This is a genomic window from Paracoccus sp. MBLB3053 (assembly GCF_031822435.1).
GTDB classification, from domain to species: Bacteria; Pseudomonadota; Alphaproteobacteria; order Rhodobacterales; family Rhodobacteraceae; genus Paracoccus; species Paracoccus aurantius.
In genome coordinates, this window is record NZ_JAVQLW010000001.1 from 529,115 (window position 1) to 552,447 (window position 23,333).

The window sequence follows — 23,333 nt, forward strand, 5'->3', positions numbered from 1 at the left end:
ATCCTTGGCAATCGACGCGCCCGGATGTAAGGCCAAGCGGAAATCAAACTCAGGATACCGTCATGTTCAAAGGCTCTCTGCCCGCGCTGGTTACGCCATTCACCCCCGACGGGGAGCTGGATCTCCCTGCGCTCGAGAAGCTGGTCGAGTGGCATATCTCGGAAGGCAGCCACGGGCTAGTTCCCGTCGGCACCACCGGCGAAAGCCCCACCCTGAGCCATGACGAACATCGCAAGGTCGTGGAAGAGGTCGTCCGCCTCGTCGCCGGTCGCATCCCGGTCATCGCGGGCGCGGGTTCGAACTCGACCCGCGAAGGGATCGGGCTGATCCAGCATGCCCAGGAAGCCGGCGCCGATGCCGCGCTGGTCGTCACCCCCTATTACAACAAGCCAACGCAGGCAGGGCTGATCGCGCATTATGCCGCGCTGCACGATGCCTCGGACCTGCCGATCATCATCTACAACATCCCAGGCCGCTCGGTCATCGACATGTCGCCCGAAACCATGGGCGAACTGGCGAAGCTTTCACGCATCATCGGGGTCAAGGACGCGACCGGCAAGCTTGAGCGCGTCTCGATGCAGCGCGCGACCTGCGGCGCCGATTTCGTCCAGCTTTCGGGCGAGGATGCGACTGCGCTTGGCTTCAACGCCCATGGCGGCGTGGGCTGCATCTCGGTCACGGCGAATGTCGCGCCGAAGCTCTGTGCGCAGTTCCAGGAAGCCACCTTGGCCGGCGATTACGCAAAGGCGCTGGAATTCCAGGACAAGCTGATGCCGCTGCATGTCGCCATCTTCCTTGAACCCGGCGTCGCGGGCGCCAAATACGCCATGTCGAAACTGGGTCTCTGCTCGGAGCGCGTGCGCCTGCCGCTGGTCGGCCTGACGGCCCCGACAATGGCCGCGATCGACAAGGCCATGGCACATGCCGGCCTGATCTGAGGCGATCTTCGCAGGAGCTTTGAGCCGCGACCAGGCACCGGTCGCGGCTTTTCCATGCCTTACTTCGGTGCCGAATAAACCACGGACCAATAGGCATGACGCCCATCGGCCGAATAGGCGCGGCCAATCCCCATTTCCCTCATCTGGGGGATCACCATATTCTCGCGGTGCCGTGCAGAGGTCGCCCATTCATGCAGCACCCCCTCAAGATCGAACAGCGAGGCTGACCCGGCAGCAATGTTCTCGGCCGTGATACGCGGTCTGTAGCCAAGCTGCTTGACCCGCATTCCCGGGCCGGTCGAGGCCACGCCGCGATGATCCATCACTCCGCGTCCCGCCATGTCGCAGGCTTGCTGTTCAGCCGCTTTCTGCAACTTGGAATTGACGCGAAGCATCGGCAGCCCTTCCGCAGCGCGAACGGCATTCGTCCGGTCGAGTGCACGAGCGGCTTCGGACGAATTCAGAGCCTCGCATCTTGCACTGCTGGCAAAGGCAACACTCACAGCTTCGTGCCCGTCCGTGCGGACGATACCGCGGGGCGTGGCCGGATTGGTCGAGACGGAGGCTTCCTGGATCGAAGCAGTTTGAGGCGCGCCGCACGAAACCAATGAGGCAAGGGCGGCAAGAACAAGGATATGGCGCATTCTGACAACATGTTGCTGATATCGCGCCAAGATAGGTTGGGCGCGATAAAATTCAACCATAGATTGCAATTTCGGCGCTACAGCGAGCCTTCCTTGTGCAGAGCCAGGCGATCACTGCCGCGGCAGGTTCTCATGCGCGGGGTCTCCAAAGGTTGACCAGGTTTTGCCGGGTTCAGGTGCGGGGATGTCATCGGGGTGCCAATTCATGTGCAGGTTCGCCTTGGCGACGATATTCCCCGTGACCGGAGCGGTCAGGAACAGGAACAGCGTGATCAGCAACTCATGCCACGTCAGTTGCCCATGTTCGAGCGGAAACCAGACCAGCGAGGCGATCAGCACCGCCCCCACGCCCAGCGTCGCGGATTTGGTGGGCGCGTGCAGCCGGGTCATCTGATCGGGAAGCTTCACCAGGCCGTAGGACCCGACGAACCCAAAGAAGCCCCCCACCACCAGCAGGACCGAGACGATGATTTCCCCGATCAGTTCCATACCCATCTCCTATTCGATGATGTCGCCGCGCAGGATGAATTTCCCGTAGGCGACGGTCGAAATGAAGCCGACCATCGCAAACAGCAGCGAGGCCTCGAAATACATGCCGGTGCCCTTGTCGATGCCGAACAGCGCGAGCAGCGCGATGGCATTGATCGTCATCGTATCCAGCGCCAAGACCCGGTCCGCGATACCGGGCGCGAAGACGACCCGATACAGGCAGAAAAGCATCGCGAGCCCGAAGCACATATAGGCAAATCCAAGGGCCATACCGATCATTCGAAGATCTCCTTCAGCCGCGCCTCATATCGGGTCTTGATCTCGTCTACGACCTCGGTCGGGTCGGGAGCATGCAGGCAATGGACAAGCAGCGCATGGCCATCCTCGGACAGATCGCAAGTCAGTGTTCCGGGCGTCAGCGTGATCGTCGAGGCAAGCGCCGTGATCGCCTCGGGTTGACGCAACTCCAGCGGAACCACGATCCATGCCGGTTTGAGATCGCGACGGCGCTTGAACAGGACGATACTTGCGACGGCGAAATTCGCCCTCACGATATCCAACATCACCAGAAGCAAATAGGCCGGGACCTTGGCCGGCGATTTCAACCGGGCCGTGTCGGGCCAATAGGGCGCCGTCATGATCGGGATGATGATCCCCAGCATGACCGCAAAGACCAGCGAGCCGACGGCCCAGCGATTGACGAGAAGCATCCAGACGGCGATCAGGACCAGCGACAGATAGGGATGCGGCAGCAGGCGGCGGATCATTTCGTGCCCTCCTGGTCCTCGAGCACGGCCCCGAGATAGATCGACGGATTGTGCAATTGCTCGGCCGTGTCCTGTGCAAAGCGGGTGACCGGACCGGCAAAGATGGTAAGCGCGACGATCCCTGCCAGCAGCAAGCCGACAGAAGCGGCCGCGAGCGCAGGCGAGGCGGCATCCTCAAGGTCCTGGATATGCTCGTCTGGTTCCAGCTTGGCCGGGATCGGGCCGACGCTCGGCGGTACTGGCGCGGCAGCGGCCATCGGCACGTCCTGGAATTCATAAGCTTTCCAGAAGACCAGCGAACCCGCCCGCGCCATGCCATAGATGGCAATGAGCGAGGTGACGATGACCGTGCTCCAGATCCACGGAGCGGCGACCGTCTCGCGCGTCGCATCGAGAACGAGCAACTTGCCGATGAAGCCCGAAAACGGCGGCATCCCGACAACGGCGATAGCGGTGCCAAAAAACAGGGCGGACACGATACCATTGCCCGGCATCACGCTGTCGAGCCGTAGCCACAGATCACCCCGCCGGGCGCCCACCATGTCGACCACAAGGAAAAGCGCAGCGCTCGCGAGGGTCGAGTGAATGAGATAGTAGATTGCCGCCGTCGTGGCCTGCGGCGTGAATTGCGACACCGCGATCATCAGCGTCCCGACCGAGCCGACAGCGGCAAAGGCCGCAAGCCTGCCCAGGTTCCGCGTTCCGAGAACGCCGATCTGGCCGATGGCCAGTGTGAACAGCGCCGCTGGCAGCAGCAGGTCCATGACCACGCGTTCAATCACCGTATCCTGCGGGAAGACGAGCGTGTAGAAGCGGATGATCGCATAGACCCCGACCTTGGTCATGACGGCGAAAAGCGCGGCGACCGGCCCCGGTGCGTTCGCATAAGTCGACGGCAGCCAGAAATGCAGCGGGACCAGCGACGCCTTGATCGCGAAGACCAGCATCAGGAGAACGGCCCCCGTGCGCAGCAGCGCTGTATCTTCGGCCGGCATGACCGCGACGCGGGCGGCCATGTCGGCCATGTTGAGCGTGCCGGTCACCGCATAAAGCACACCGAGCGCCGCGAGGAACAGGGTCGAACCGGCAAGGTTATAAGCGATATACTGAACCCCGGCGCGTAGCCGCATCGGGCCGCCGCCATGGGTCATCAACCCGTAGCTCGCGATCAGCAGAACCTCGAAGAAGACGAAGAGATTGAAGGCATCCCCTGTCAGAAAGGCGCCGCAGACGCCCATCATCTGGAATTGCCATAGCGCGTGGAAGTGCCAGCCCTTGCGATCCCAGCCCGAGCCGAAGGCGTAAAGCTGCACCGCCAGCGCGAGTGTCGCGGTCAATGCCACCATCAGCGCGGAAAGCCGGTCGAGCATCAGCACGATGCCGAAAGGCGCGGCCCAGTTGCCCAGACGATAGACCAGGACCTCGCCCGAACTCGCGAGCCAGTTGAGATAGATCGCGACACCCAGCAGAAGCGCCGTGCCCGCGATCGAGAAAACCCGCTGCAACAGAAGATCCGCGCGCATCCACAGGATGATGAGCGCGCCCATCACCGCCGGAAGGATGACGGGAGCAATCAGAATGTGGTTCATGCGCGCCCTTCCCCGGCATCGATGCGGCTGACTTCGGGCTCGCGATCCGAACGCGGCATGTCCACGCGATCATCGCCCCCTTCGAGAAATGCCCCGAGCGCCATCATCACGGTGACCGCGGTCATCCCGAACGAGATCACGATCGCCGTCAGAACAAGCGCCTGAGGCAACGGATCGGTATAGCTTGTCACGCCCTTCTGGATGATCGGCGGCTGATCCACGACCAGCCTTCCCGTCGCGAACAGGAACATGTTGATCGCGTAGCTCAGCATCGTGGTGCCCAGCACCACCGCGAAACTGCGGCGGCGCAGAATCAGGTACACCCCGGCCGCAGTCAGCATCCCTATCGCGCTTGATAGCAGAAGTTCCATCAGCGGCCTCCCTCGTTCAGACTTGGGTCGATATCCATCGGATTGACATTCACCGTCTCGCCCGCCTGCCGCGCGATACGCGACAGCGAATTGAGCGCCAGCATCACCGCGCCCACCACGCAAAGGAATACGCCGAGGTCGAAACCCATGGCCGACGCCAGTTCGAACTCCTCGATCCCGGGCAACTTCACGTAGCCATAGGTCGAGGTGAGGAACGGATAACCGGCAAACCAGGCCCCCAGACCGGTAACGCCAGCCGCGATAACGCCCGCGCCGATCATGGCGTGATAGGGCACCTTGTTGCGCGCCTGCGCCCAGCCGAAGCCCGAGGCCATGTACTGCGATACCAGCGCAATCGCCACGACAAGTCCCGCGATAAAGCCGCCGCCCGGCAGGTTGTGTCCGCGCAGGAAGATATAGATGCCCACCACCAGCGAGATCGGCAGGATAAGCCGCGTGATGACCACGACAAGCAGCGGGTGGCGCGAGCCCGCCCGACGGGTGTCATAGACCCAGTTGCGCAGGCGCCGACCGCTTGCCCCGGCAAGCAAGGTCTCGGTCAGGGCAAAGATCGCAAGCGCGGCAATGCCAAGAACGGTGATCTCGCCGAAGGTATCATAGCCGCGGAAGTCGACCAGGATGACGTTCACGACGTTATGCCCACCGCCCAGCTTGTAGCTGTTGGCCAGCATGTACTCCGAAATCGGGGCCATGGCGAAATCGCTGCGCATCACCACATAGGACAGGCCCGCGAAACCGATCCCCGTCAGCGCCGCGATGAAGGCATCAAAGCCTCTCTTGCCATCTCGACTTTCAAGGATCGTGCGCTTGGGCAGGAAATTCAGCGCCAGCAGCAGCAGGATCACCGTCACCACCTCGACCGAGATCTGCGTCAGGGCGAGATCCGGGGCCGAGAGATAGACGAAATAGCCCGACACGATCAGCCCGATAATGGCGACGAGCACCAGCGCAAGCAGGCGGATACGGTGGAAGGCCACCATGCAGGCGGTGGCGATCATCAGAAGGATCCAGCCGATCAGCGGGACCGGTTCTATCGGAAGCATCGGGCGGACCGCGCCGCTGTAGCCGCCGGTCGAGAACGCCCAGAAGCCGCAGGCCAGCACCGTCAGGCAGAAGGCGGCAAAGGCGCGCGCCATCGAGCCATTCGTGAAGCGGTCGGTCACCCGATGGGACATATGAAGAACGGCCAGCGTGACCCGGTCGAACATGGCTTTCGCATTCGGCCTGGGCACCGCAGCGTGGAGCGCCTGCAGCCGCGGGTGCAATGCCAGCAGGATTGCACCTCCCACGACTGCGATGATCGACAGCTTCAGCGCAAGCGTGACGCCATGCCACAGGGCAAAATGCGGATGCGGATGCCCGCCAGTCACCGCCGCGGCCGACGCCTCGACAAGCCAGGCGGCCAGGACATTCGGGAAAAGACCGATCAGCACGACAAGCACGGTCAGGATCGCCGGACCGATCCAGAGCCCAAGTCCCGGATCATGCGGCTTATGCGGATAATCGTCACGCTCGGCACCGAAGAAGACATGCCAGATGAAGCGCAGCGAATAGCCGACCGAGAACAGCGCACCAATCGTCGCCATGACGTAGACCAGGCTGGGATTGCCCTGCCAGACCGTATGCGTCGCCTCTTCCAGCATCAGTTCCTTGGACAGGAAGCCGTTGAGAGGGGCGACGCCGGCCATCGAAAGCGCCGAGATCGTGCCGATCGCAAAGGTAATCGGCATCAGCTTGCGCAACCCGCCCAGGCGCGCAATCGATCGCGTCCCTGCCTCGTGGTCGATGATGCCCGCGGTCATGAACAGCGCCGCCTTGAAGGTGGCGTGGTTGATGATGTGGAAAACCGCCGCCACGGCCGCCGCCTCGGTTCCAAACCCCAGCAGCATCGTGATCAGGCCAAGATGGGACACCGTCGAAAAGGCCAGCAGCGACTTCAGGTCATCGCGGAAAAGCGCGATCCAGGCGCCGATCACCATCGTGATCAGGCCGGTCGTCGCCACGATATAGAACCATTCGGGCGTGCCCGACAGGACCGGCCAAAGCCGGGCCATCAGAAACAGTCCCGCTTTGACCATGGTGGCCGAATGCAGATAGGCCGAAACGGGCGTGGGCGCCGCCATGGCGTGGGGCAACCAGAAATGGAACGGGAACTGCGCCGACTTGGTGAAGGCGCCCAACAGGATCAACAGCAGCGCGGGCAGGTAGAGCGGGCTCGCCTGGATCGCTTCGCGCGCATTCAGGATGTCCGAAATTTCATAGCTGCCAGCAATATTGCCCAGGATCAGCATGCCCGCGATCATCGCAAGGCCGCCCATCCCGGTCACCGTGAGCGCCATCCGCGCGCCCTGCCTGCCTTCCGGCAAATGCTTCCAATAGCCGATGAGAAGGAACGAAGACAGCGAAGTCAGCTCCCAGAACACCAGCAGAAGCAGGATGTTATCTGACAGCACGATTCCCATCATCGCGCCCTGGAACAGCATCAGATAGGTGTAGAACACGCCGACCGGATCATGCCGCGACAGGTAGAAACGAGCATAGGTGATGATCAGAAGACCGATTCCAAGGATCAGGATGCCGAACAGCAACCCCAGCCCGTCGATGCGGAAATTGGCGTTGAGCCCAAGCGATGGCAGCCAATCGATGCGCGTCGTGATCACCTCGCCCGCCATGACGGCCGGGATATGCAGGCACAGGCCCAGCAATGCCACGAATGTCGCTGCCCCGCAGGACATGGCCGCCACATCCCGCCCGGATCGGATCAATAGCCCCGGCAGCAAAGCGCCGATGAATGGAAGGGCGGCAATGAGTGCGGGCGACATGGATCCTCCTTCCGATGGCGCTTCTATCTCCAAAGACGGCCCCTGAATGTCAACCCGATCCGGGCACCGGGAAACTTGACGCTAGGAGATGTTCTCCTTTCGTGCTAACGAACTGGAAAAAAACGGGGCAGGCATGAAGATCATCGGGATAGACCCGGGCTTGAGGAACATGGGCTGGGGCGTGATCGCGGTCGACGGACCCCGCTTGCGCCACGTCGCGAATGGCATCGTTCATTCCGAGGGAAGCGAATTGGGCCCGCGACTTGCCACACTTTATCGGGGATTGTGCGACGTGATCGCCGAACACGCCCCCGTGGCTGCAGCCGTCGAACAGACTTTCGTGAACAAGGACGCCGTCGGCACGCTCAAGCTGGGTCAGGCGCGGGGCATTGCCCTGCTTGCCCCGGCCAGCGTCGGAATTGAGATCGGCGAATATGCCCCGAACGCGGTCAAGAAAAGCGTGGTCGGCGTCGGCCATGCCGCCAAGGAGCAGATCCAGCACATGGTGCGTTTCATGCTGCCCGGCGTGGCCTTCGAGGGCCCCGACGCGGCAGATGCCCTTGCCGTGGCCATCTGCCACGCACATCACCTGCAGGGCCGCTCCCTGCGCATCAAGATCAAGGCATGAGGAACAGCGAATGATCGGACGTATCGCGGGGACAATCCTTCACCGGGCGCAAGATCATGTGCTGATCGACGTGCGAGGTGTGGGCTATATCGTCCATGTGAGCGAGCGAACCGCCGCGGGCCTGCCGCCGGCGGGTCAGGCCACCGCGCTTTATACGGAATTTCTGGTGCGCGAGGACCTGTTGCAGCTTTTCGGCTTTCCCACCCTGCTGGAAAAGGAATGGCATCGGCTTCTCACCTCGGTCCAAGGGGTTGGCGCCAAGGTTTCGCTTGCCATTCTGGGCACGCTTTCGGCCGACGGGCTGTCGCGTGCGCTGGCACTTGGCGACTGGTCAGCCCTTCGCAAGGCTCCGGGCGTGGGACCAAAGCTCGCGCAGCGCATCACGATGGAACTCAAGGACAAGGCGCCCGCGATCATGGCGCTTGGCGGCAGCCTGACCGTCGACACCGGCCCCCTGCCCGACGCAGAATCGGTCGTCGAAACCTCCGTGCCCAAGAAATCTGCCCCCACGCCCCGCATCGACACCAATGCGCAGGCAACTGCGGACGCGCTGTCGGCGCTTTCCAATCTGGGCTATGCTCCCTCGGAAGCCGCGAGTGCCGTGGCCGAGGCATCTGGCCAGGAACCGGGCGCGTCGACCACCGCGTTGATCCGCGCAGCGCTCAGGCTGCTGGCTCCGAAAGAGTGAGGCGAGAATGACCGGAAACCTGCGCACCTTCGTCTTGATGGCGGCCATGACCGCGCTGGTCATGGCGATGGGATATCTGATCGGCGGACAGGGTGGCGCCGTCCTGGCGCTGATCTTCGCGGGCGCAGGAAATCTATGGGCCTGGTGGAACAGCGACAAGGCCGTCTTGCGCCAGCAGGGCGCGATGCTCGTGACCCGCCAGCAGGCCCCCGAACTCGTGGACATGGTGGCCGATCTCGCGCAGCGCGCGAACTTGCCCATGCCCAAGGTGTATATCCTCGCGACCGAGCAGCCCAACGCCTTCGCGACGGGTCGAAACCCGGAAAACGCCGCCGTGGCGGTGACGCAGGGGATCATGGGCGTCCTTGACCGCGACGAACTCGCGGGCGTGATCGCGCATGAGCTCGCGCATATTCAGCACCGTGACACGCTGATCATGACCGTGACCGCAACCATGGCGGGCGCGATTGCCATGCTGGGCAACATGATGATGTTCTCAAGCATGTTCGGCGGGCGCGACGACAATCGCGGCGGTGGGCTGGGCGCGATCCTCGCGATGATCTTCGCTCCGATGGCCGCCGGCCTCGTGCAGATGGCGATCTCGCGCACGCGGGAATACGAGGCCGACAGGATCGGTGCCGAGATCTGCGGCAAGCCCATGTCACTTGCATCCGCCCTGGCGAAGATCTCGCGCGCGGCCGGGCAGACCGTGAACATTCCGGCCGAGCGAAACCCGGCATCCGCCTCGATGTTCATCATCAACCCGCTTCACGCCTTGCGCATGGACCGGCTGTTCGCGACCCATCCCGCGACCGAAGATCGGATCGCCCGTTTGCAGGCAATGTCCGGAAGTGGCGGCACTGGCTTCGGAGCTTCGCGCATTCCGACCACGGGCCGATCCGAGGCCGGACCGTGGAACAACCGATGAGCCAGCCCGACCCCATGCTGCGCCCCGAACCGATCGAATCGGACAGCGAGGATCGCGCCCTTCGTCCGCAGATGCTTGAGGATTTCGTGGGCCAGGCCGAAGCCCGCGCCAATTTGCGCGTCTTCATCGAAAGTGCCCGGATGCGCGGCAAGGCCATGGATCACACCCTGTTTCACGGCCCGCCCGGACTGGGCAAGACGACGCTCGCGCAGATCATGGCCCGTGAACTGGGGGTGAACTTCAAGATGACTTCGGGCCCCGTGCTGGCCCGCGCGGGCGATCTTGCCGCGATCCTGACCAACCTCGAGGCCCGCGACGTCCTTTTCATCGACGAGATCCACCGCATGAACCCGGCCGTCGAAGAGGTGCTTTACCCCGCGATGGAGGATTTCGAGCTGGATCTGGTCATCGGCGAAGGCCCCGCCGCCCGCACCGTCCGGATCGAGTTACAGCCGTTCACGCTGGTTGGCGCGACAACGCGCCTGGGCTTGCTCACGACACCGTTGCGCGACCGCTTCGGCATCCCGACCCGGCTGCAGTTCTACACGATCGACGAACTGGACCTGATCGTGACACGCGGCGCGCGACTGATGGGCATCACCTCCGAACCCGCCGGCACAAGAGAGATCGCGAAACGCGCCCGTGGCACACCCCGTATCGCCGGGCGGCTCTTGCGGCGGGTGATCGATTTCGCATTGGTCGAGGGCGACGGCCGCCTGACCCGAGAGATCGCGGATATCGCGCTTACTCGGCTCGGGGTGGACCATATCGGCCTCGACACGGCGGACCGGCGCTACCTGACCCTGATGGCCGAGCATTACGGGGGCGGCCCGGTCGGCGTCGAAACCTTGTCGGCGGCGCTTTCGGAAAGTCGCGACGCGATCGAGGAAGTGATCGAGCCCTATCTGATGCAGCAGGGATTGGTCAGCCGAACGCCGCGCGGTCGGATGCTGGCGCGGCTGGGCTGGCGGCATCTTGGGCTCGATGCCCCCCGCATGCAGGAAAGCCTGTTCGATGAATGAATTCGAGGCGCGTATTCGCGAAAGCTTCGGCCGTCAGACGATGATGCAGACGCTAGGAGCCGAGCTTGCGAAGATTGATGCCGGCCGCGTGACGATCCTTGCCCCCATCCTTGCAGGGTCATTGCAGCAACATGGCGCGGGCCACGCGGGCCTGGCCTTCAGCATCGGCGATTCTGCCGCGGGCTACTCGGCGCTCAGCCTCATGCCCGAGGGTGCCGAGGTCATGACCGTCGAGATGAAGATCAACCTGATGGCTCCCGCCGTCGGGGATCACCTGATTGCCGAGGGCCGCGTGATCCGTCCGGGCCGGCGCATCATGGTCGTTGCGGCAGATGTCTGGTCCGTGACCGCCGACAAGCGCAAGCACGTCGCCATCCTCCAGGGCACCATGATCCCGGTCTAGGTCGCGCGACCTGACAGCGCGCGATCCTCCTGAGCGATGAAATGCTCCATCATCAGTCGCCAAAGCTGATCCGCCAGGGCTGGATCGAGCCCATGATCGGCGGCCAGCCGTCGCGCATTCGCGGCGACCTCCTCGACCCGGCTGTCGATCCGTGCTGGCAGGTGCTCGCGCGCCTTGATGCGTGCGGCCTCGTCGATCAACGCAGAGCGCTCAGCGAGCAGTACCACCAGTCGCGCGTCCAGCGCATCGATCTTGGCGCGCAGCGCCGGCATGTCGGAATTCGCAGGAAGAACGGGCTCGAAACTGGTCATGTGGTCCATTTCAGCGATGGAAGATTGGGCGGAAACGCCCTTCTGGGCGGCATGTTGCCGATACGCCACTCGGCATAGGCGAAGTTTCGCCCAAAAGGGAACCCAACGCCCTGTCTGGAGGTTTTGCTGACAACGGGAGCCAGGGCGCCTGCCCGCTCCAATCTGGCGAAAGGTGAAGATATGAAGGCAGCAAGCGCAGTCATAAGCATCGGTTTCGGCTTTGGTCTCGCAATGGGAGCGGTGGCGCTGCTGTTGCTCTGATCGACCGGACCCCAACCCAGATAGACAACCCCCGGCCGCGCGGCCGGGGGTTGCTCATTTCTGGATCACCCCTGAGGTTGAGGCGCCGGTTCGACCGCGGCGCCGCTCGATCCTGCGCGCGGGATCGAGGTCACCGACGGGATCGACGAACCTGGCGTGTCATCATCGCCACCCAGCGTCTCACCGCGGATGATCTTGCCGATATCCTCTCCGGTCAGCGTCTCATATTCCAGCAGGCCCTTGGCCATCCGCTCGAACTCTTCGTTCTTCTCGGTCAGGATACGGTAGGCATCCTGGTAACCTTGCTCGATGAGATCGTGGACCTCTTGCTCGATCAGCTCCTTCGTCGCTGCCGAGACAGAGAAACCGCCGGTATTGCCGGAATATCCCTCATGCGCTTCGGCATAGTCGATGTTGCCGACCTTGTCGGACATCCCCCAGCGCATCACCATGGCGCGCGCAAGCTGGCTTGCCTGCTGAATGTCGCCGGCCGGCCCGTTCGAGACGCCTTCTTCACCGTATTTGATGATCTCGGCCGCCTTGCCGGCCATGGTCATCGCAAGCTTCTGCTTGGCCTCGTCCTTATGGAAGTTGAGACGGTCCATTTCGGGCAAGGAAACCACCATGCCAAGCGCGCCACCGCGCGGGATGATCGTCGCCTTGTAGACCGGGTCGCATTTCGGAAGACTCAGGCCGACGATGGCGTGCCCGGCCTCGTGATAGGCGGTCTTTTCCTTCTGCTCGGGGGTGAGGACCATGCTGCGGCGTTCGACCCCCAGCATGACCTTGTCCTTGGCATTCTCGAAATCTTCCATCGAGACGAACCGCCGCCCCAGGCGCGCTGCCATCAGCGCGGCCTCGTTCACGAGGTTCATGAGGTCGGCGCCAGAGAAACCCGGTGTGCCGCGCGCAATGATCCGAAGGTCGACATCCGGTCCGACGGGAACCTTGCGGCTGTGCACGCCAAGGATCTTCTCGCGGCCCTTGATATCGGGATTGGGGACATAGATCTGGCGGTCAAAGCGACCCGGACGCAGCAGAGCCGGGTCCAGCACGTCCTTGCGGTTCGTCGCGGCGATGATGATGACGCCTTCGTTGGCGTCGAAGCCGTCCATCTCGACCAGCAGCTGGTTCAGCGTCTGCTCGCGCTCGTCGTTGCCGCCGCCGATGCCCACGCCACGGGCGCGGCCCACGGCGTCGATTTCGTCGATGAAGACGATGCAGGGTGCGGATTTCTTGGCCTGCTCGAACATGTCGCGGACGCGGGATGCACCGACGCCGACAAACATTTCGACGAAGTCGGACCCCGAGATGGTGAAGAAGGGCACGCCCGCCTCGCCCGCAATGGCGCGGGCGAGAAGCGTTTTACCGGTGCCGGGCGGACCGACCAGCAATGCGCCTTTCGGGATCTTGCCGCCGAGGCGGCTGAATTTCTGCGGGTTGCGCAGGAACTCGACGATTTCTTCCAGTTCTTCCTTGGCCTCGTCGATGCCCGCGACGTCATCGAAGGTCACGCGGCCATGCTTTTCCGTGAGCAGTTTCGCGCGCGACTTGCCGAAGCCCATCGCGCCGCCCTTACCGCCGCCCTGCATACGGTTCATGAAGAAGATCCAGACGCCGATCAGCAGCAGGAAGGGCAGCCAGACGCCCAGCAGGGACATGAAGCCAGATTGCTGTTGACGTTCGACACGGACTTCCACGCCTTGGCCGATCAGCCGGTCGGCGATTTCCTCACCCTGCGGGCGGACCGTGGAATATTGCTTTCCGTCCTTGCCAGTGATGCCGATGATCTCACCGTCGATATTGACCGACGAGATCTGATCCTGATCGACCCGCTGGATGAAGTCCGAATAGCTGATCTGGCGGCTGTTCATTTGCGACGAGCCGTCGCTGAACAAATTGAACAGCGCCAGAATCATCAAGAACAGAACCACCCAGAAGGCGATATTGCGCGCGTTGCCCAAAGGCAGATCCTCCAAGGGTAGACAGGCTTTGGCCTGAAAATAGGGATTCCGGCGGCAGGTTCAATGAGTATAGAGCAAAGCAGTGAACTCTGGCAGTTCTCGAAGCGGGGTGACGCCGATCTGGCGATGCGCCTTCAGCAGCGGTGCGGCGACAAGGCTGTCGCCCCGCCAGATGCCGGGGGTGGCGGCGGCCTCGTCCCGGCCAAGGCCCGAAGCACGCCAGTTCAGTTCGGGCAGGGGACCATGGCCAAGGGCGCGCACGACCTGGCCCGGCAGCAGGCCGGATACCCGCCAGCGCTCGTCCCATATAGCCGCTCCGGCCTCGTCCGGCAGCGCCTCGTCCGCACGGGCGGCCGCCGCCGGTTCACGGATGAAGCGAAGCAGGTCTCCACGCGGCTCGACGATCACCCCGTCCAACGTGATGCGCGGAGCGGTGTTCAACGCCACCAGCGCGTGCAGGATCGCCTCGCGGCGGGGCGGGTAATCGGCCCCGCTCACAAATCGCAGCCCTGCGACAAGAAGTCGCCGCCTGATCTCGAGCGGGGCGCGCCGAAATGACGTCAGCGAAAGCTGGAGCGAGCCCAAGGCTGCGTTTGCGCCCTTGGCGATCTGGGCCGCGAAATCCTGGAGCGCATCACGGGCCATGGCCATATTCGCGGCCGATTGCGCCAGTTGCCGTGCGGGCAGGTCCAGAAGCCCGATGGCCTTGCGGATGCGAACGCGGTCGTAATCGTCATTCTCGTTCGAGGGGTCCTCGATCCAGCCGATTCCCTGCCCCATGAGCCAATCGCGAAGCTCTGATCGTGACACCCCGAGCATCGGCCTTACCCAGCGCATTCCGAACGCGCCACGGATTTCGGCCATGCCGGCCATCCCGTCCACGCCGGAGCCCCGAGCCAGCCGCATCAGGATCGTTTCGGCCTGATCGTCGATCGTATGGCCCAGAAGAACCGCTTCAAGATCATTCCTGCGCGCCCAGCCCGACAGCAATCGCAGACGGGCATCCCTTGCCGCCGCCATCAGGTTTCCCGCCTTGGTGTCGCGCCGCCAAAGCAATGTTGCATGGGGAATGCCCAGTCGGGATGCAGCCTGATGCGCCTCATGCGCTTCCTGCGCGGCTTCCGGCCGCAAGCCGTGATCGACCGTAGCCGCAAAAAGCTGCCGTCCCCCCGCCCAGCGATGCGCAAGATGCATGAGCGCGGTGGAATCGCCTCCGCCGGACAGCGCAATCCCGATTCGCGACAGGTCGCCTGCAAGCCGCGTCAGATTCGCGCCCACCTGATCGACCACCGGATCGGCCTTGGGGCAACCATCCGGGTCACCAGGCATCTGGATCACTGGTCATCGGCCAGATCCGCCGCGGCCTCCGGGTCCATCATAGCGGGATCGCCCTCGCCATCAGCCTCGAAGGCGCTCGCACAAGCGGCATCGCCCATCCGTTTCTCGGCCTCGACGGCCTGGGGCGCATCGGGAAAACGTGCAAGGATCTCTTGCAGGTAGTAGCAGCCATCTTCGGGCCCACCGGCGACGCTCATCGCACGCGAAAGGCCAAGCAGCGAATCCGCCGCCTGCGGGCCGTTGGGATTGGCGGCGAAGCTTTCCAGCCAGGCGATGCCCGCGCCGGTCAGATCGCCAGCCGCGTCCAGCGCCGCCCCACGCAGGTAAAGCGCCTCTGCGGTCAGCGGGCCGCCAGCATGGGTCTGGGCGACGGCCGCAAAGAGGTCCGCAGCACGACGAAAGTCACCTTGACCGAGCACCTCCCGGGCCCGGTCGAAATCGGCCTGTTCCGCCGCAGTGGCGACCCCGGCCGAAGGGGTGGTCTGAGGGCTGGTCACCGAACCTTGCTGGTCCGACAAGGGCAGTGCCGAGGCGCCGCCGCCCTGGTCGCCCAGTGTCGGCGTGGTCAGGCTGCCAAGGTCGCATCCCTCTTCCATCTCGCACAGGCGGAATTCGATATCCCCGATCCGGGTTGTTCCATCCTTCACGATTCGGTCGATGCGGTTCTGCAAGCGCTCGCTCTGGCCGGTCAGCTGCTGCAGCCGAGCCTCCATCGCGTTCATCCGGTCGATCGCACTGTCGCCACCCGCCGCCGCATATCCGGCCGGGCCCGTCGCGACCAGTTCGGCGCGCAGATTTTGCAGATCGGCCGACAACTGGGCCAGTTCGGACCGGATATCGGCCAGCGTCTGCTGGTCCTGAGCCGCAGCGGGCAGCGCGCAGAACGCAAGCCCGGCCGCAAGGATCATGCTTTTGAGCGCGCGCATCACATGCCTGCCCCGGGGCTGACCACGGTCACCGCGCGGCGGTTCTTGGTATAGCACTCCTCGGTCGAGCAGATTTCAAGCGGGCGTTCCTTGCCATAGCTTACCGTGCGCAGCCGTCCGGCCGCGACACCTTGCGAGATCAGGTATTCCTGCACCGAGCTTGCGCGGCGTGCACCCAGGGCAAGGTTGTATTCCCGCGTGCCCTGTTCGTCCGCATGCCCCTCGATCCGTGCCGAGAACGCCTGGTTCTGGTTCAGCCAGCCCGCCTGATTGGCCAGCGTTGTCCGGGCCTCCGGGGTCAGCGTCGACTGATCCACGGGAAACAGAACCGTATCACCTGCAGTCGCCTTGAAATGCTCGGCCGTTCCCGGAAGCGCGCTGGCGCCGACACTGCCCGCACCCATATTGGCGTAGGGGTCGTTGACCAGCGGCCCCTGCTGGGCCGGGCGCGAACAAGCCGCAATGGTCAGCAGCGCCCCGATCGCCGCGAATTTCACGAAAGTCTTCATTATCCTGTCCAGTCCCCGCGGTTACGGCAGCAAGGGACCCCAATCAGGGTCCGAGGCCGCGCCATTCAACTTGACCGGACGCATGTTGCGTCCAGTGATGTCCACCGAATGCAGGCGCGGTTCGCCGTCACCGCCCGGCGTCACACGGGTGAACATCACGACCCGCCCATTGGGGGCCCAAGTCGGGCCTTCGTCAAGGAACGATTCGGTCAGCATTTTTTCTTCCGAACCATCGGTGCGCATGACGCCGATGTGGAATTTGCCCCCGACCTGCCGCGTGAATGCGATCATGTCCCCGCGAGGCGACCAGACCGGCGTGCCATAGCGCCCTTCGCCAAAGCTGATCCGCTTGGGCTCACCCCCGCTCGCGGACATGATGTAAAGCTGCGGCTGGCCCGAGCGGTCGCTTTCGAACACGATCTGCCGGCCATCCGGGCTGAAGCTGGGCGAAGTCTCGATCGATGGGGCATTGGTCAGCGGGCGTTGCGCTCCCGAGGCCGCATCCATCTGGAAGATGTCGGTATTGCCGTTCTTCTCCAGCGAATAGACGATCCAGCGACCATCGGGGGAAAAGCGCGGCGAAAAGCTCATCGTGCCCTGCTCGCCGCCCAAGGGACGCGTCGCCAGCGAATTCACGTCAAGCATCATGACGGTCGGGAAGCCCGAAGCGAATGAGGTGTAAAGGATACGCGATCCATCCGGCGAAAAGCGCGGCGCCAGCACCAGCGCGGAATCGTCGGTCAGGAACTTCACGTTCGCGCCGTCGTAATCCATCACGCCGATCCGCTTGCGGCGCGCGTCCTTCGGGCCGCTCTCTTGCACGAATGCGACGCGGCTGTCGAAATAGGGGCCTTCGCCCGTCAGGCGGGCATAAACCTGGTCGGCCGCCTTATGGGCGGCGCGACGCCAGTTTCCGGTCCCGGCATCGAACTGCATTCCGTCGCCCAGTGGTTGACCGGCGAAGACGTCGAACAGGCGGAACTTGACGATCACCTTGCCGCCTTCGACCCGGACCGAACCGGTGATCAGCGCCTGGGCGTTGATCGCCTTCCAGTCCTCATAAGTAACCGGCGTTTCAAAGCTGGCCGGTCGCGCGATATGCGCGCTGGCCGGAATCTCGCGAAAAAGGCCCGTCCCGGTCAGGTCCGCCGCGATCAGGCTCTGGACCTGTGACAGAAGCTCACCCGCCCCACCCTCGTCATGGAAGGTGGAGATGGCAAAGGGCATCGGCTCGATCACGCCATCGGTGATCTCGATGCGAAGGGGTCCGTCCTGCGCCAAAACCGGAGCAGCGAGGCCAAGACCGGCAAGGGCCAGGGCAGAAGTCAGAAAAAGTTTACGCAACATGAATCGCCCTCGTGAGGTCTGGTTGCAGGATAGGCTGTCGCGATCAGGTATGCCATGCCGCTACTTGATCGTCGCGTTTCCGCTGGGGTTGAAGTCGATGACGATATCCTTCCAGCGATTGTATTTTTCCGCTGGAAGCTTGTAGCCACCGCTGCGCGCCGCACACATCAGGATCGCACGCCGCGCGGCCTCATATGCCTGCTTCGCCACAGCGTCAGAAGGTCCGTTATGGTCGATCATCCGCAGCGAACCCGATTCGGGCATGCCGTCCGGCGACATCGAGAAGCGGACGGAAACCTTGGTCCGGCTCGCCTCGGTCGATAGCGAACCCCGGTTCCAGCAGGCCTCGACCGCCACGCGGAAGCCGTCCTTTTCACCTTGGCTCAGCGGCGGACCGCTGGCTGCGGCGCCACCGCCGCCCGAACCGCCGGAGCCTTCTTCCTGCTTCATCGCTTCGGCCAGGGCAGCCTTCTTTGCCGCCTCGTTCGCAGCCTTGCGCTCGGCCTCGGCCTTTTCCTTGGCCTTGGCTTCGGCGGCAGCTTTTTCTGCCGCCTTCTTCTCGGCGGCGCGTTTTTCTTCGGCGGCTCTCTTCTCGGCGGCGGCCTTTTCCTCGGCCTCCTTCTTGGCCTTGGCTTCGGCGGCACGCTTCTCGGCTGCAGCTTTTTCCGCTGCCGCCTTTTCTGCGGCTGCCTTCTCCGCCGCGGCTTTCTCGGCAGCTGCCTTCTTCTCGGCGGCGCGTTTTTCTTCGGCGGCCCTCGCGGCCTCGCGCTCGGCAGATTCCGCGGCTTCTGCCGCGGCCAGGCGGCGGGCGCGTTCCTTTGCTTCGGCAGCCTCGCGGGCAGCGGCTTCGGCCTCTTCCTGACGTTGAGCCTCGCGACGCTCTTCGCGCGCGCGCTCCTCGGCGGCGCGCTTGGCCGACTGCTCCTCACGACGCCTAGTCGCGGCCTCTTCTGCAGCCGCTTCTTCCGCGGCGCGGGCCAGAGCTATTTCGCGCAGCTTCGCCGCCTCGGCAGCCTCGCGACGGGCCTGAACTGCCTCGGCCAGACCTTCCGGACGGCCTTGAGGACGCGCGGATTCGATCGGCGCAAGTTCCGAGCGCTGCGGAACCGGCGCGGGGGCTTGCGGCTGGACTGCCTCGCGCGCGGGATTGGGACGCGAGGCATTCGCAGGCAGCGACGCCTGCTCTTCGGCCGGGTCGGGCTGGTTCGGCTGCGGCGCGATCGTCGCAACTACCACCGGGGCAGGCTGATCCTCGAAATCGGAAAGATCCGGCCGTTCCTCGGGCTGGGCGGAAGGTCGGCTGAGCTCGGCGGCATTCGCGGCAGGACCGGGCGGGCTCTGCGACTCGGGCGCCCCGAGCACGACCTCGTCAGCGGGCGGACGCGGCTGTGCGGGGATCGTCTCGGCGGTACTATCGACCGGGCCGCGACCCGCGGCAGCGGATGCAAGGGCCTGGAATTCGGCCTCGGACATGGTCGAAACTTCGGCCATGCGGATCGCCTCCAGCGGCTGCGGTCGGAACAGCGCCCCACCCACGACCGCAAAGCCGAGCAGCCCGGCGTGCGCGACACCCGAGACCCAGTAACCAATGCGGTCGGAACGATCCATCGCCCTAGCCTTCAGAGGCCTGGCCATCCATCCGGGGGCCGCCCGAATCCGTGACCAACACGATATTGTTGAAGCCTGCCGCGTTCAAAGCCCCCATGACCTCCATGATCCGGGCATAGGGGATCGATCCGTCGGCGCGCAGGTAGATCTTGTCGCTCTGCCGTTCGGCGGCAACAGCACGCAGGCGGGCGATCAGCTCATCCTCGGGCACCTCGGTCGTCATGACCAGGATCGGTCCCTCGGGCGTGACCGAGACGGAAAGCGGCTCTTCGGGTTCCGCCGGCACCGATTGCGCGGCCGTCTTGGGCAATTCAAGCGGGACACCAACGGTCAGCAGCGGGGCCGCCACCATGAAGATGATCAGCAGCACCAGCATCACGTCCACAAAGGGCGTGACGTTGATTTCCGCCATCGGCTGGGACTTGGCGCGCCCCCTGCCCCGGCGGTTGTTCTTGACGACCCCCGCCCCCATCAGTCGTCTTCCAACTGGCGCGACAGGATGGTCGAGAACTCATCCGAGAAGGATTCGTAGCCGCCCACGATCCGGTCCGAATCCGCGCTGAGCTTGTTGTAGAAGATCACCGCCGGAATGGCCGCGAGCAGGCCCAGTGCGGTCGCCACAAGGGCCTCGGCAATGCCGGGGGCCACGACGGCAAGTGACGTGTTCTGCGAGATCGCGATTTCTTCGAATGCGGTCTTGATGCCCCAGACGGTACCGAACAGCCCGATGAACGGTGCGGTCGAACCGACGGTGGCAAGGAAGGGCAATCCGCGGGTCAGGCGGTCATTCTCGCGGTTGATGGCCACGTTCATGGCACGGTCGATCCGCGCCGTGGCTCCGGCGATCAGGCCGCCATCGTCGCGGTGACTGCGCCGCCATTCGGTCATGCCCGCCGAGAAGATGCGTTCGGCGGCACCCGAAGGGCTTTCGCCGACCCTGTCGAACAGATCATCAAGCGGCTGGCCCGACCAGAAGGCCCTGTCGAAACGATCCGCCTCGCGCTTGGCTGCTCCGAAGGAGATGAACTTCTGGATGATGATTGCCCAGGCCCAGAACGAGGCAAAGACCAGCATCACCATCACGATCTGAACGGTCAGTGACGCCCGTGCAAAAAGGGCGAGCAAGGAAAAGTCGACCGTCTGGCCGGCTCCGGCGAGTTGTTCCATGAATCAGGCCTGTGCGTTTTGGCCGCTGCAGCGGCTTCTGCAGGGCGAATTACCAGAATGGTCGGGCCATACAAAGCCCGCATGCGTCAATTCTGCGTCAGGAGCAGACCGCGATCGGCCGGGGAAAGCTTTGTGCCAGCGTCTCGGGCAGTCTGACCGGCCGTCCTGCATCGTTCACGCAGACAAGCGTCACCACGGCCGAGAAAAGGGGTTTTCCTTCGCGATGGACCTTCTGGCACATGATGATCCGGGCCGAGCCCATCTCATGCAGACGGGATTCGACGATCAGGGCATCGTCAAAGCGCGCCGGAGACAGGTAGTCGGCCTCGATCCGGCGGACCACGAAAACAAGCCCGGCAGCCTTCATGGCGACCTGATCGATTCCCAGGTCGCGCAGCCATTCGCTGCGGGCGCGTTCGATGAACTTGAGGTAATTCGCGTAATAGACGATGCCGGCAAGGTCGGTATCCTCGTAATAGACGCGCACTGGAAACTGGTGCATGGCGGCTCCTTCTGGGCGGGTCATAGACGCGGCAGACGCGCCGCCAGACGCAGCGCATGCGAGGGGTCCGAGGCCGCAACGGGCAGCACGGGGTCATAGGCGGCGCGGATCAGTTCGGCCAATTCGCGCGACGGCGTGACATCCTGCGCAAATGTCAGCAGCGCGCGCATGACCATCGCTTCGGCCAGTTCGGCGGGATGAATGTCGGCAAGTCGCCCACCCATCTTGACGAAGGTCATGCAGGCGCGGATGCCGCCATCCACATCGAAACGGAAGATGCGGTACTGGTCCGCGGCCGAACCTGTCAGCCGCTGCGGCAGGTCCTCCTGCCCGGTCAGTGCCGCCAGATCCGGAAGCTCTGCAAGCTCGTCCCAATCGCGCACGAAGAAGCACATCAGGTTCGCGCCCATTTCGGGATCGGTTTCGGCGATGGGGTGGCCGGTATGGGCCAGGGCGGCCCGCGTGACGTCGCGGAAGATTTCAAGCGTCTCGTCCGAAAGCCCGAAGATCACCGGTGCGACCGGTCTGCCCCAGCGCGCGCAAAGATAGCGCCCATCCCGGGTGAACAGGGCTGCGATCTGGTCAGGGCCAAAGCCGTCCGCGGCGGTTTTCGTCATGCACCCACATCCTCGGGACTGTCTCGCGGTACGAGCCGCCGAGGGGCAGATAGCCGCCTCGGCGCATTTTGACCAGCAGTTCAGTCGACGATGGTGGCCTCGGTCGCGGCACGAAGCGCCTCTTCAGAAACGCCCTCCGCCAACTCGACGATCTTCAACCCGCCCTCGACCACGTCGAGCACGCCAAAATTGGTGATGATCCGGTTCACGACCGCTTGCCCGGTCAGCGGCAGGGTGCACGTCTTCAGCACCTTCGATTCGCCGGCCTTGTTCGTATGGTCCATGACCACGACCACGCGCTTTACGCCCGCGACGAGGTCCATCGCGCCGCCCATGCCCTTCACGAGCTTTCCGGGGATCATCCAGTTCGCCAGATCGCCGTTCTCGGCGACCTCCATCGCGCCCAGGATCGCCATCGCGATCTTGCCGCCGCGGATCATCGCAAAGCTTTCGGCACTGTCGAAGAACGCGGTCTGCGGCAGGGCGGTGACCGTCTGCTTGCCTGCGTTGATCAGGTCTGCATCCTCTTCGCCTTCAATGGGGAAGGGACCGATGCCAAGCATGCCGTTTTCCGATTGCAGCGTGACGTGGACGCCTTCGGGGATGTAGTTCGCGACCAGGGTCGGAATGCCGATCCCGAGGTTCACATACCAGCCGTCCTGCAGTTCCTGCGCCGCCCGAGCGGCCATCTGGTTCCGATCCCAAGGCATCAGACGGCCTCCTTCTTGTGGGTCGTGTCGGAGACGCGCGAACGCGTCGTGCGCTGCTCGATGCGCTTTTCATGCGCGCCCTGGATCAGGCGGTGGACATAGATGCCCGGCAGGTGGATCGCATCGGGATCAAGGCTGCCCGTCGGCACGATCTCTTCGACCTCGACGATACAGACGCGGCCGCATTTCGCCGCCGGCACGTTGAAGTTCCGCGCCGTCTTGCGGAAGACGACGTTGCCCGATTCATCGGCCTTCCAGCCCTTGACGATGGCGAGGTCGGCGACGATCCCGCGCTCGAGGATATAGGTCTCGCCGTCGAAATCCTTGTGCTCCTTGCCCTCGGCGATCACCGTGCCGACGCCGGTCTTGGTGTAGAAGCCGGGGATACCCGCGCCGCCTGCGCGCATGCGCTCGGCCAGCGTGCCTTGCGGGTTGAATTCCAGCTCAAGCTCGCCCGAGAGATACTGCCGCATGAACTCGGCGTTCTCACCGACATAGGACGAGATCATCTTCCTGATCTGGCGCGAATCCAGCAGGATGCCCAGACCAAAGCCGTCCACCCCGCAATTGTTGCTGGCGATCGTCAGATCCTTGGCCCCGGCCTTGTGGATCGCGTCGATCAGCAATTCCGGAATACCGCACAGCCCGAAGCCACCGGCCGCGATCAGCATTCCGTCCCGCAGGACACCCTCCAGCGCCTCGCTCGCGCTGCCATAAAGCTTCTTCATCAATTCCTCCGCCTCAGGTCAGAAATTTGTGGCGG

The 23,333-nt window shown here is 63.8% G+C and carries 26 protein-coding genes; 6 read left to right on the plus strand and 20 right to left on the minus strand.

The features are described from left to right. The first annotated feature begins 62 nt into the window (after positions 1-62). On the plus strand, positions 63-938 hold the full coding sequence (dapA, locus tag RGQ15_RS02625) for a 4-hydroxy-tetrahydrodipicolinate synthase (RefSeq protein ID WP_311158662.1): 876 nt from the start codon (positions 63-65) through the stop codon (positions 936-938). A 59-nt stretch (positions 939-997) separates the two neighbouring features. Here dapA and RGQ15_RS02630 read toward each other — a convergent pair whose 3' ends face one another. The 7 genes from RGQ15_RS02630 to RGQ15_RS02660 all read right to left on the minus strand — a co-directional run bounded on the left by RGQ15_RS02630 (position 998) and on the right by RGQ15_RS02660 (position 7,641). Continuing rightward, on the minus strand, positions 998-1,582 hold the full coding sequence (locus RGQ15_RS02630; RefSeq protein WP_311158663.1) for a CAP domain-containing protein: 585 nt from the start codon (positions 1,580-1,582) through the stop codon (positions 998-1,000). A 111-nt stretch (positions 1,583-1,693) separates the two neighbouring features. Continuing rightward, on the minus strand, positions 1,694-2,071 hold the full coding sequence (locus RGQ15_RS02635; RefSeq protein WP_311158664.1) for a Na+/H+ antiporter subunit G: 378 nt from the start codon (positions 2,069-2,071) through the stop codon (positions 1,694-1,696). 9 nt (positions 2,072-2,080) lie between these two features. Beyond that, on the minus strand, positions 2,081-2,350 hold the full coding sequence (locus tag RGQ15_RS02640) for a K+/H+ antiporter subunit F (protein WP_311158665.1): 270 nt from the start codon (positions 2,348-2,350) through the stop codon (positions 2,081-2,083). Then, entirely contained in the window at positions 2,347-2,838 is a 492-nt protein-coding gene (locus RGQ15_RS02645) for a Na+/H+ antiporter subunit E (RefSeq protein WP_311158666.1), read from the minus strand. Before RGQ15_RS02645 ends, RGQ15_RS02640 begins: the two co-directional genes overlap by 4 nt. Then, complete coding sequence (locus RGQ15_RS02650; RefSeq protein ID WP_311158667.1) at positions 2,835-4,427, minus strand: monovalent cation/H+ antiporter subunit D; 1,593 nt, start codon at positions 4,425-4,427, stop codon at positions 2,835-2,837. The genes RGQ15_RS02645 and RGQ15_RS02650 overlap by 4 nt, the downstream gene beginning before the upstream one ends. Then, on the minus strand, positions 4,424-4,798 hold the full coding sequence (locus RGQ15_RS02655) for a Na+/H+ antiporter subunit C (protein ID WP_311158668.1): 375 nt from the start codon (positions 4,796-4,798) through the stop codon (positions 4,424-4,426). Before RGQ15_RS02655 ends, RGQ15_RS02650 begins: the two co-directional genes overlap by 4 nt. Next, positions 4,798-7,641: a monovalent cation/H+ antiporter subunit A gene (locus tag RGQ15_RS02660; RefSeq protein ID WP_311158669.1), complete on the minus strand. Its 2,844-nt coding sequence runs from the start codon at positions 7,639-7,641 to the stop codon at positions 4,798-4,800. Before RGQ15_RS02660 ends, RGQ15_RS02655 begins: the two co-directional genes overlap by 1 nt. 133 nt (positions 7,642-7,774) lie before the next feature. Here RGQ15_RS02660 and ruvC point away from each other — a divergent pair, with 133 nt between their 5' ends. Genes ruvC through RGQ15_RS02685 form a run of 5 tightly spaced genes read left to right on the plus strand, consistent with a single transcriptional unit; the run spans position 7,775 to position 11,310 of the window. Next, entirely contained in the window at positions 7,775-8,269 is a 495-nt protein-coding gene (gene ruvC, locus RGQ15_RS02665; RefSeq protein WP_311158670.1) for a crossover junction endodeoxyribonuclease RuvC, read from the plus strand. Positions 8,270-8,279: 10 nt separating this feature from the next. Continuing rightward, entirely contained in the window at positions 8,280-8,957 is a 678-nt protein-coding gene (gene ruvA, locus RGQ15_RS02670) for a Holliday junction branch migration protein RuvA (protein ID WP_311158671.1), read from the plus strand. A 7-nt stretch (positions 8,958-8,964) separates the two neighbouring features. Next, complete coding sequence (htpX, locus tag RGQ15_RS02675; protein WP_311158672.1) at positions 8,965-9,885, plus strand: zinc metalloprotease HtpX; 921 nt, start codon at positions 8,965-8,967, stop codon at positions 9,883-9,885. After that, a complete protein-coding gene (gene ruvB, locus RGQ15_RS02680) occupies positions 9,882-10,907 on the plus strand; it encodes a Holliday junction branch migration DNA helicase RuvB (protein ID WP_311158673.1) in 1,026 nt (341 codons plus the stop codon). The genes htpX and ruvB overlap by 4 nt, the downstream gene beginning before the upstream one ends. Next, on the plus strand, positions 10,900-11,310 hold the full coding sequence (locus RGQ15_RS02685) for a PaaI family thioesterase (protein ID WP_311158674.1): 411 nt from the start codon (positions 10,900-10,902) through the stop codon (positions 11,308-11,310). The genes ruvB and RGQ15_RS02685 overlap by 8 nt, the downstream gene beginning before the upstream one ends. Here RGQ15_RS02685 and RGQ15_RS02690 read toward each other — a convergent pair. The 13 genes from RGQ15_RS02690 to RGQ15_RS02750 form a co-directional block, all read right to left on the minus strand. Next, positions 11,307-11,621 carry a chorismate mutase gene (locus tag RGQ15_RS02690; RefSeq protein ID WP_311158675.1) on the minus strand — a complete coding sequence of 105 codons (315 nt, stop codon included), beginning with the start codon at positions 11,619-11,621 and terminating at the stop codon, positions 11,307-11,309. The two genes, RGQ15_RS02685 and RGQ15_RS02690, sit on opposite strands and share 4 nt — an antisense overlap. A 326-nt stretch (positions 11,622-11,947) precedes the next feature. Next, positions 11,948-13,846, minus strand: a complete 1,899-nt coding sequence (ftsH, locus tag RGQ15_RS02695) for an ATP-dependent zinc metalloprotease FtsH (RefSeq protein WP_311158676.1) — start codon at positions 13,844-13,846, stop codon at positions 11,948-11,950. A 60-nt stretch (positions 13,847-13,906) separates the two neighbouring features. Continuing rightward, entirely contained in the window at positions 13,907-15,175 is a 1,269-nt protein-coding gene (gene tilS, locus RGQ15_RS02700) for a tRNA lysidine(34) synthetase TilS (RefSeq protein WP_311161019.1), read from the minus strand. A 5-nt stretch (positions 15,176-15,180) separates the two neighbouring features. Further along, on the minus strand, positions 15,181-16,110 hold the full coding sequence (locus RGQ15_RS02705; RefSeq protein WP_311158677.1) for a tetratricopeptide repeat protein: 930 nt from the start codon (positions 16,108-16,110) through the stop codon (positions 15,181-15,183). Continuing rightward, positions 16,110-16,619, minus strand: a complete 510-nt coding sequence (gene pal / locus RGQ15_RS02710) for a peptidoglycan-associated lipoprotein Pal (RefSeq protein ID WP_311158678.1) — start codon at positions 16,617-16,619, stop codon at positions 16,110-16,112. The genes RGQ15_RS02705 and pal overlap by 1 nt, the downstream gene beginning before the upstream one ends. 21 nt (positions 16,620-16,640) lie before the next feature. Then, the gene (tolB, locus tag RGQ15_RS02715; protein ID WP_311158679.1) at positions 16,641-17,966 is read right to left on the minus strand and encodes a Tol-Pal system beta propeller repeat protein TolB; all 1,326 of its coding nucleotides are present in this window, start codon (positions 17,964-17,966) and stop codon (positions 16,641-16,643) included. Positions 17,967-18,026: 60 nt separating this feature from the next. After that, complete coding sequence (gene tolA, locus RGQ15_RS02720) at positions 18,027-19,574, minus strand: cell envelope integrity protein TolA (protein WP_311158680.1); 1,548 nt, start codon at positions 19,572-19,574, stop codon at positions 18,027-18,029. 4 nt (positions 19,575-19,578) lie between these two features. After that, a complete protein-coding gene (locus RGQ15_RS02725) occupies positions 19,579-20,046 on the minus strand; it encodes an ExbD/TolR family protein (protein WP_311158681.1) in 468 nt (155 codons plus the stop codon). Continuing rightward, positions 20,046-20,741, minus strand: coding sequence for a protein TolQ (gene tolQ, locus RGQ15_RS02730; protein WP_311158682.1), 696 nt, complete (start codon positions 20,739-20,741; stop codon positions 20,046-20,048). The genes RGQ15_RS02725 and tolQ overlap by 1 nt, the downstream gene beginning before the upstream one ends. Positions 20,742-20,838: 97 nt before the next feature. Next, positions 20,839-21,243, minus strand: a complete 405-nt coding sequence (ybgC, locus tag RGQ15_RS02735; protein ID WP_311158683.1) for a tol-pal system-associated acyl-CoA thioesterase — start codon at positions 21,241-21,243, stop codon at positions 20,839-20,841. A 20-nt stretch (positions 21,244-21,263) separates the two neighbouring features. Beyond that, the gene (locus RGQ15_RS02740; protein WP_311158684.1) at positions 21,264-21,860 is read right to left on the minus strand and encodes a hypothetical protein; all 597 of its coding nucleotides are present in this window, start codon (positions 21,858-21,860) and stop codon (positions 21,264-21,266) included. Positions 21,861-21,940: 80 nt separating this feature from the next. Continuing rightward, positions 21,941-22,570 (minus strand): 3-oxoacid CoA-transferase subunit B, encoded by a 630-nt coding sequence (locus RGQ15_RS02745; protein WP_311158685.1) that lies wholly within the window; start codon positions 22,568-22,570, stop codon positions 21,941-21,943. Continuing rightward, entirely contained in the window at positions 22,570-23,298 is a 729-nt protein-coding gene (locus RGQ15_RS02750; RefSeq protein WP_311158686.1) for a CoA transferase subunit A, read from the minus strand. The genes RGQ15_RS02745 and RGQ15_RS02750 overlap by 1 nt, the downstream gene beginning before the upstream one ends. Positions 23,299-23,333 lie beyond the last annotated feature (35 nt).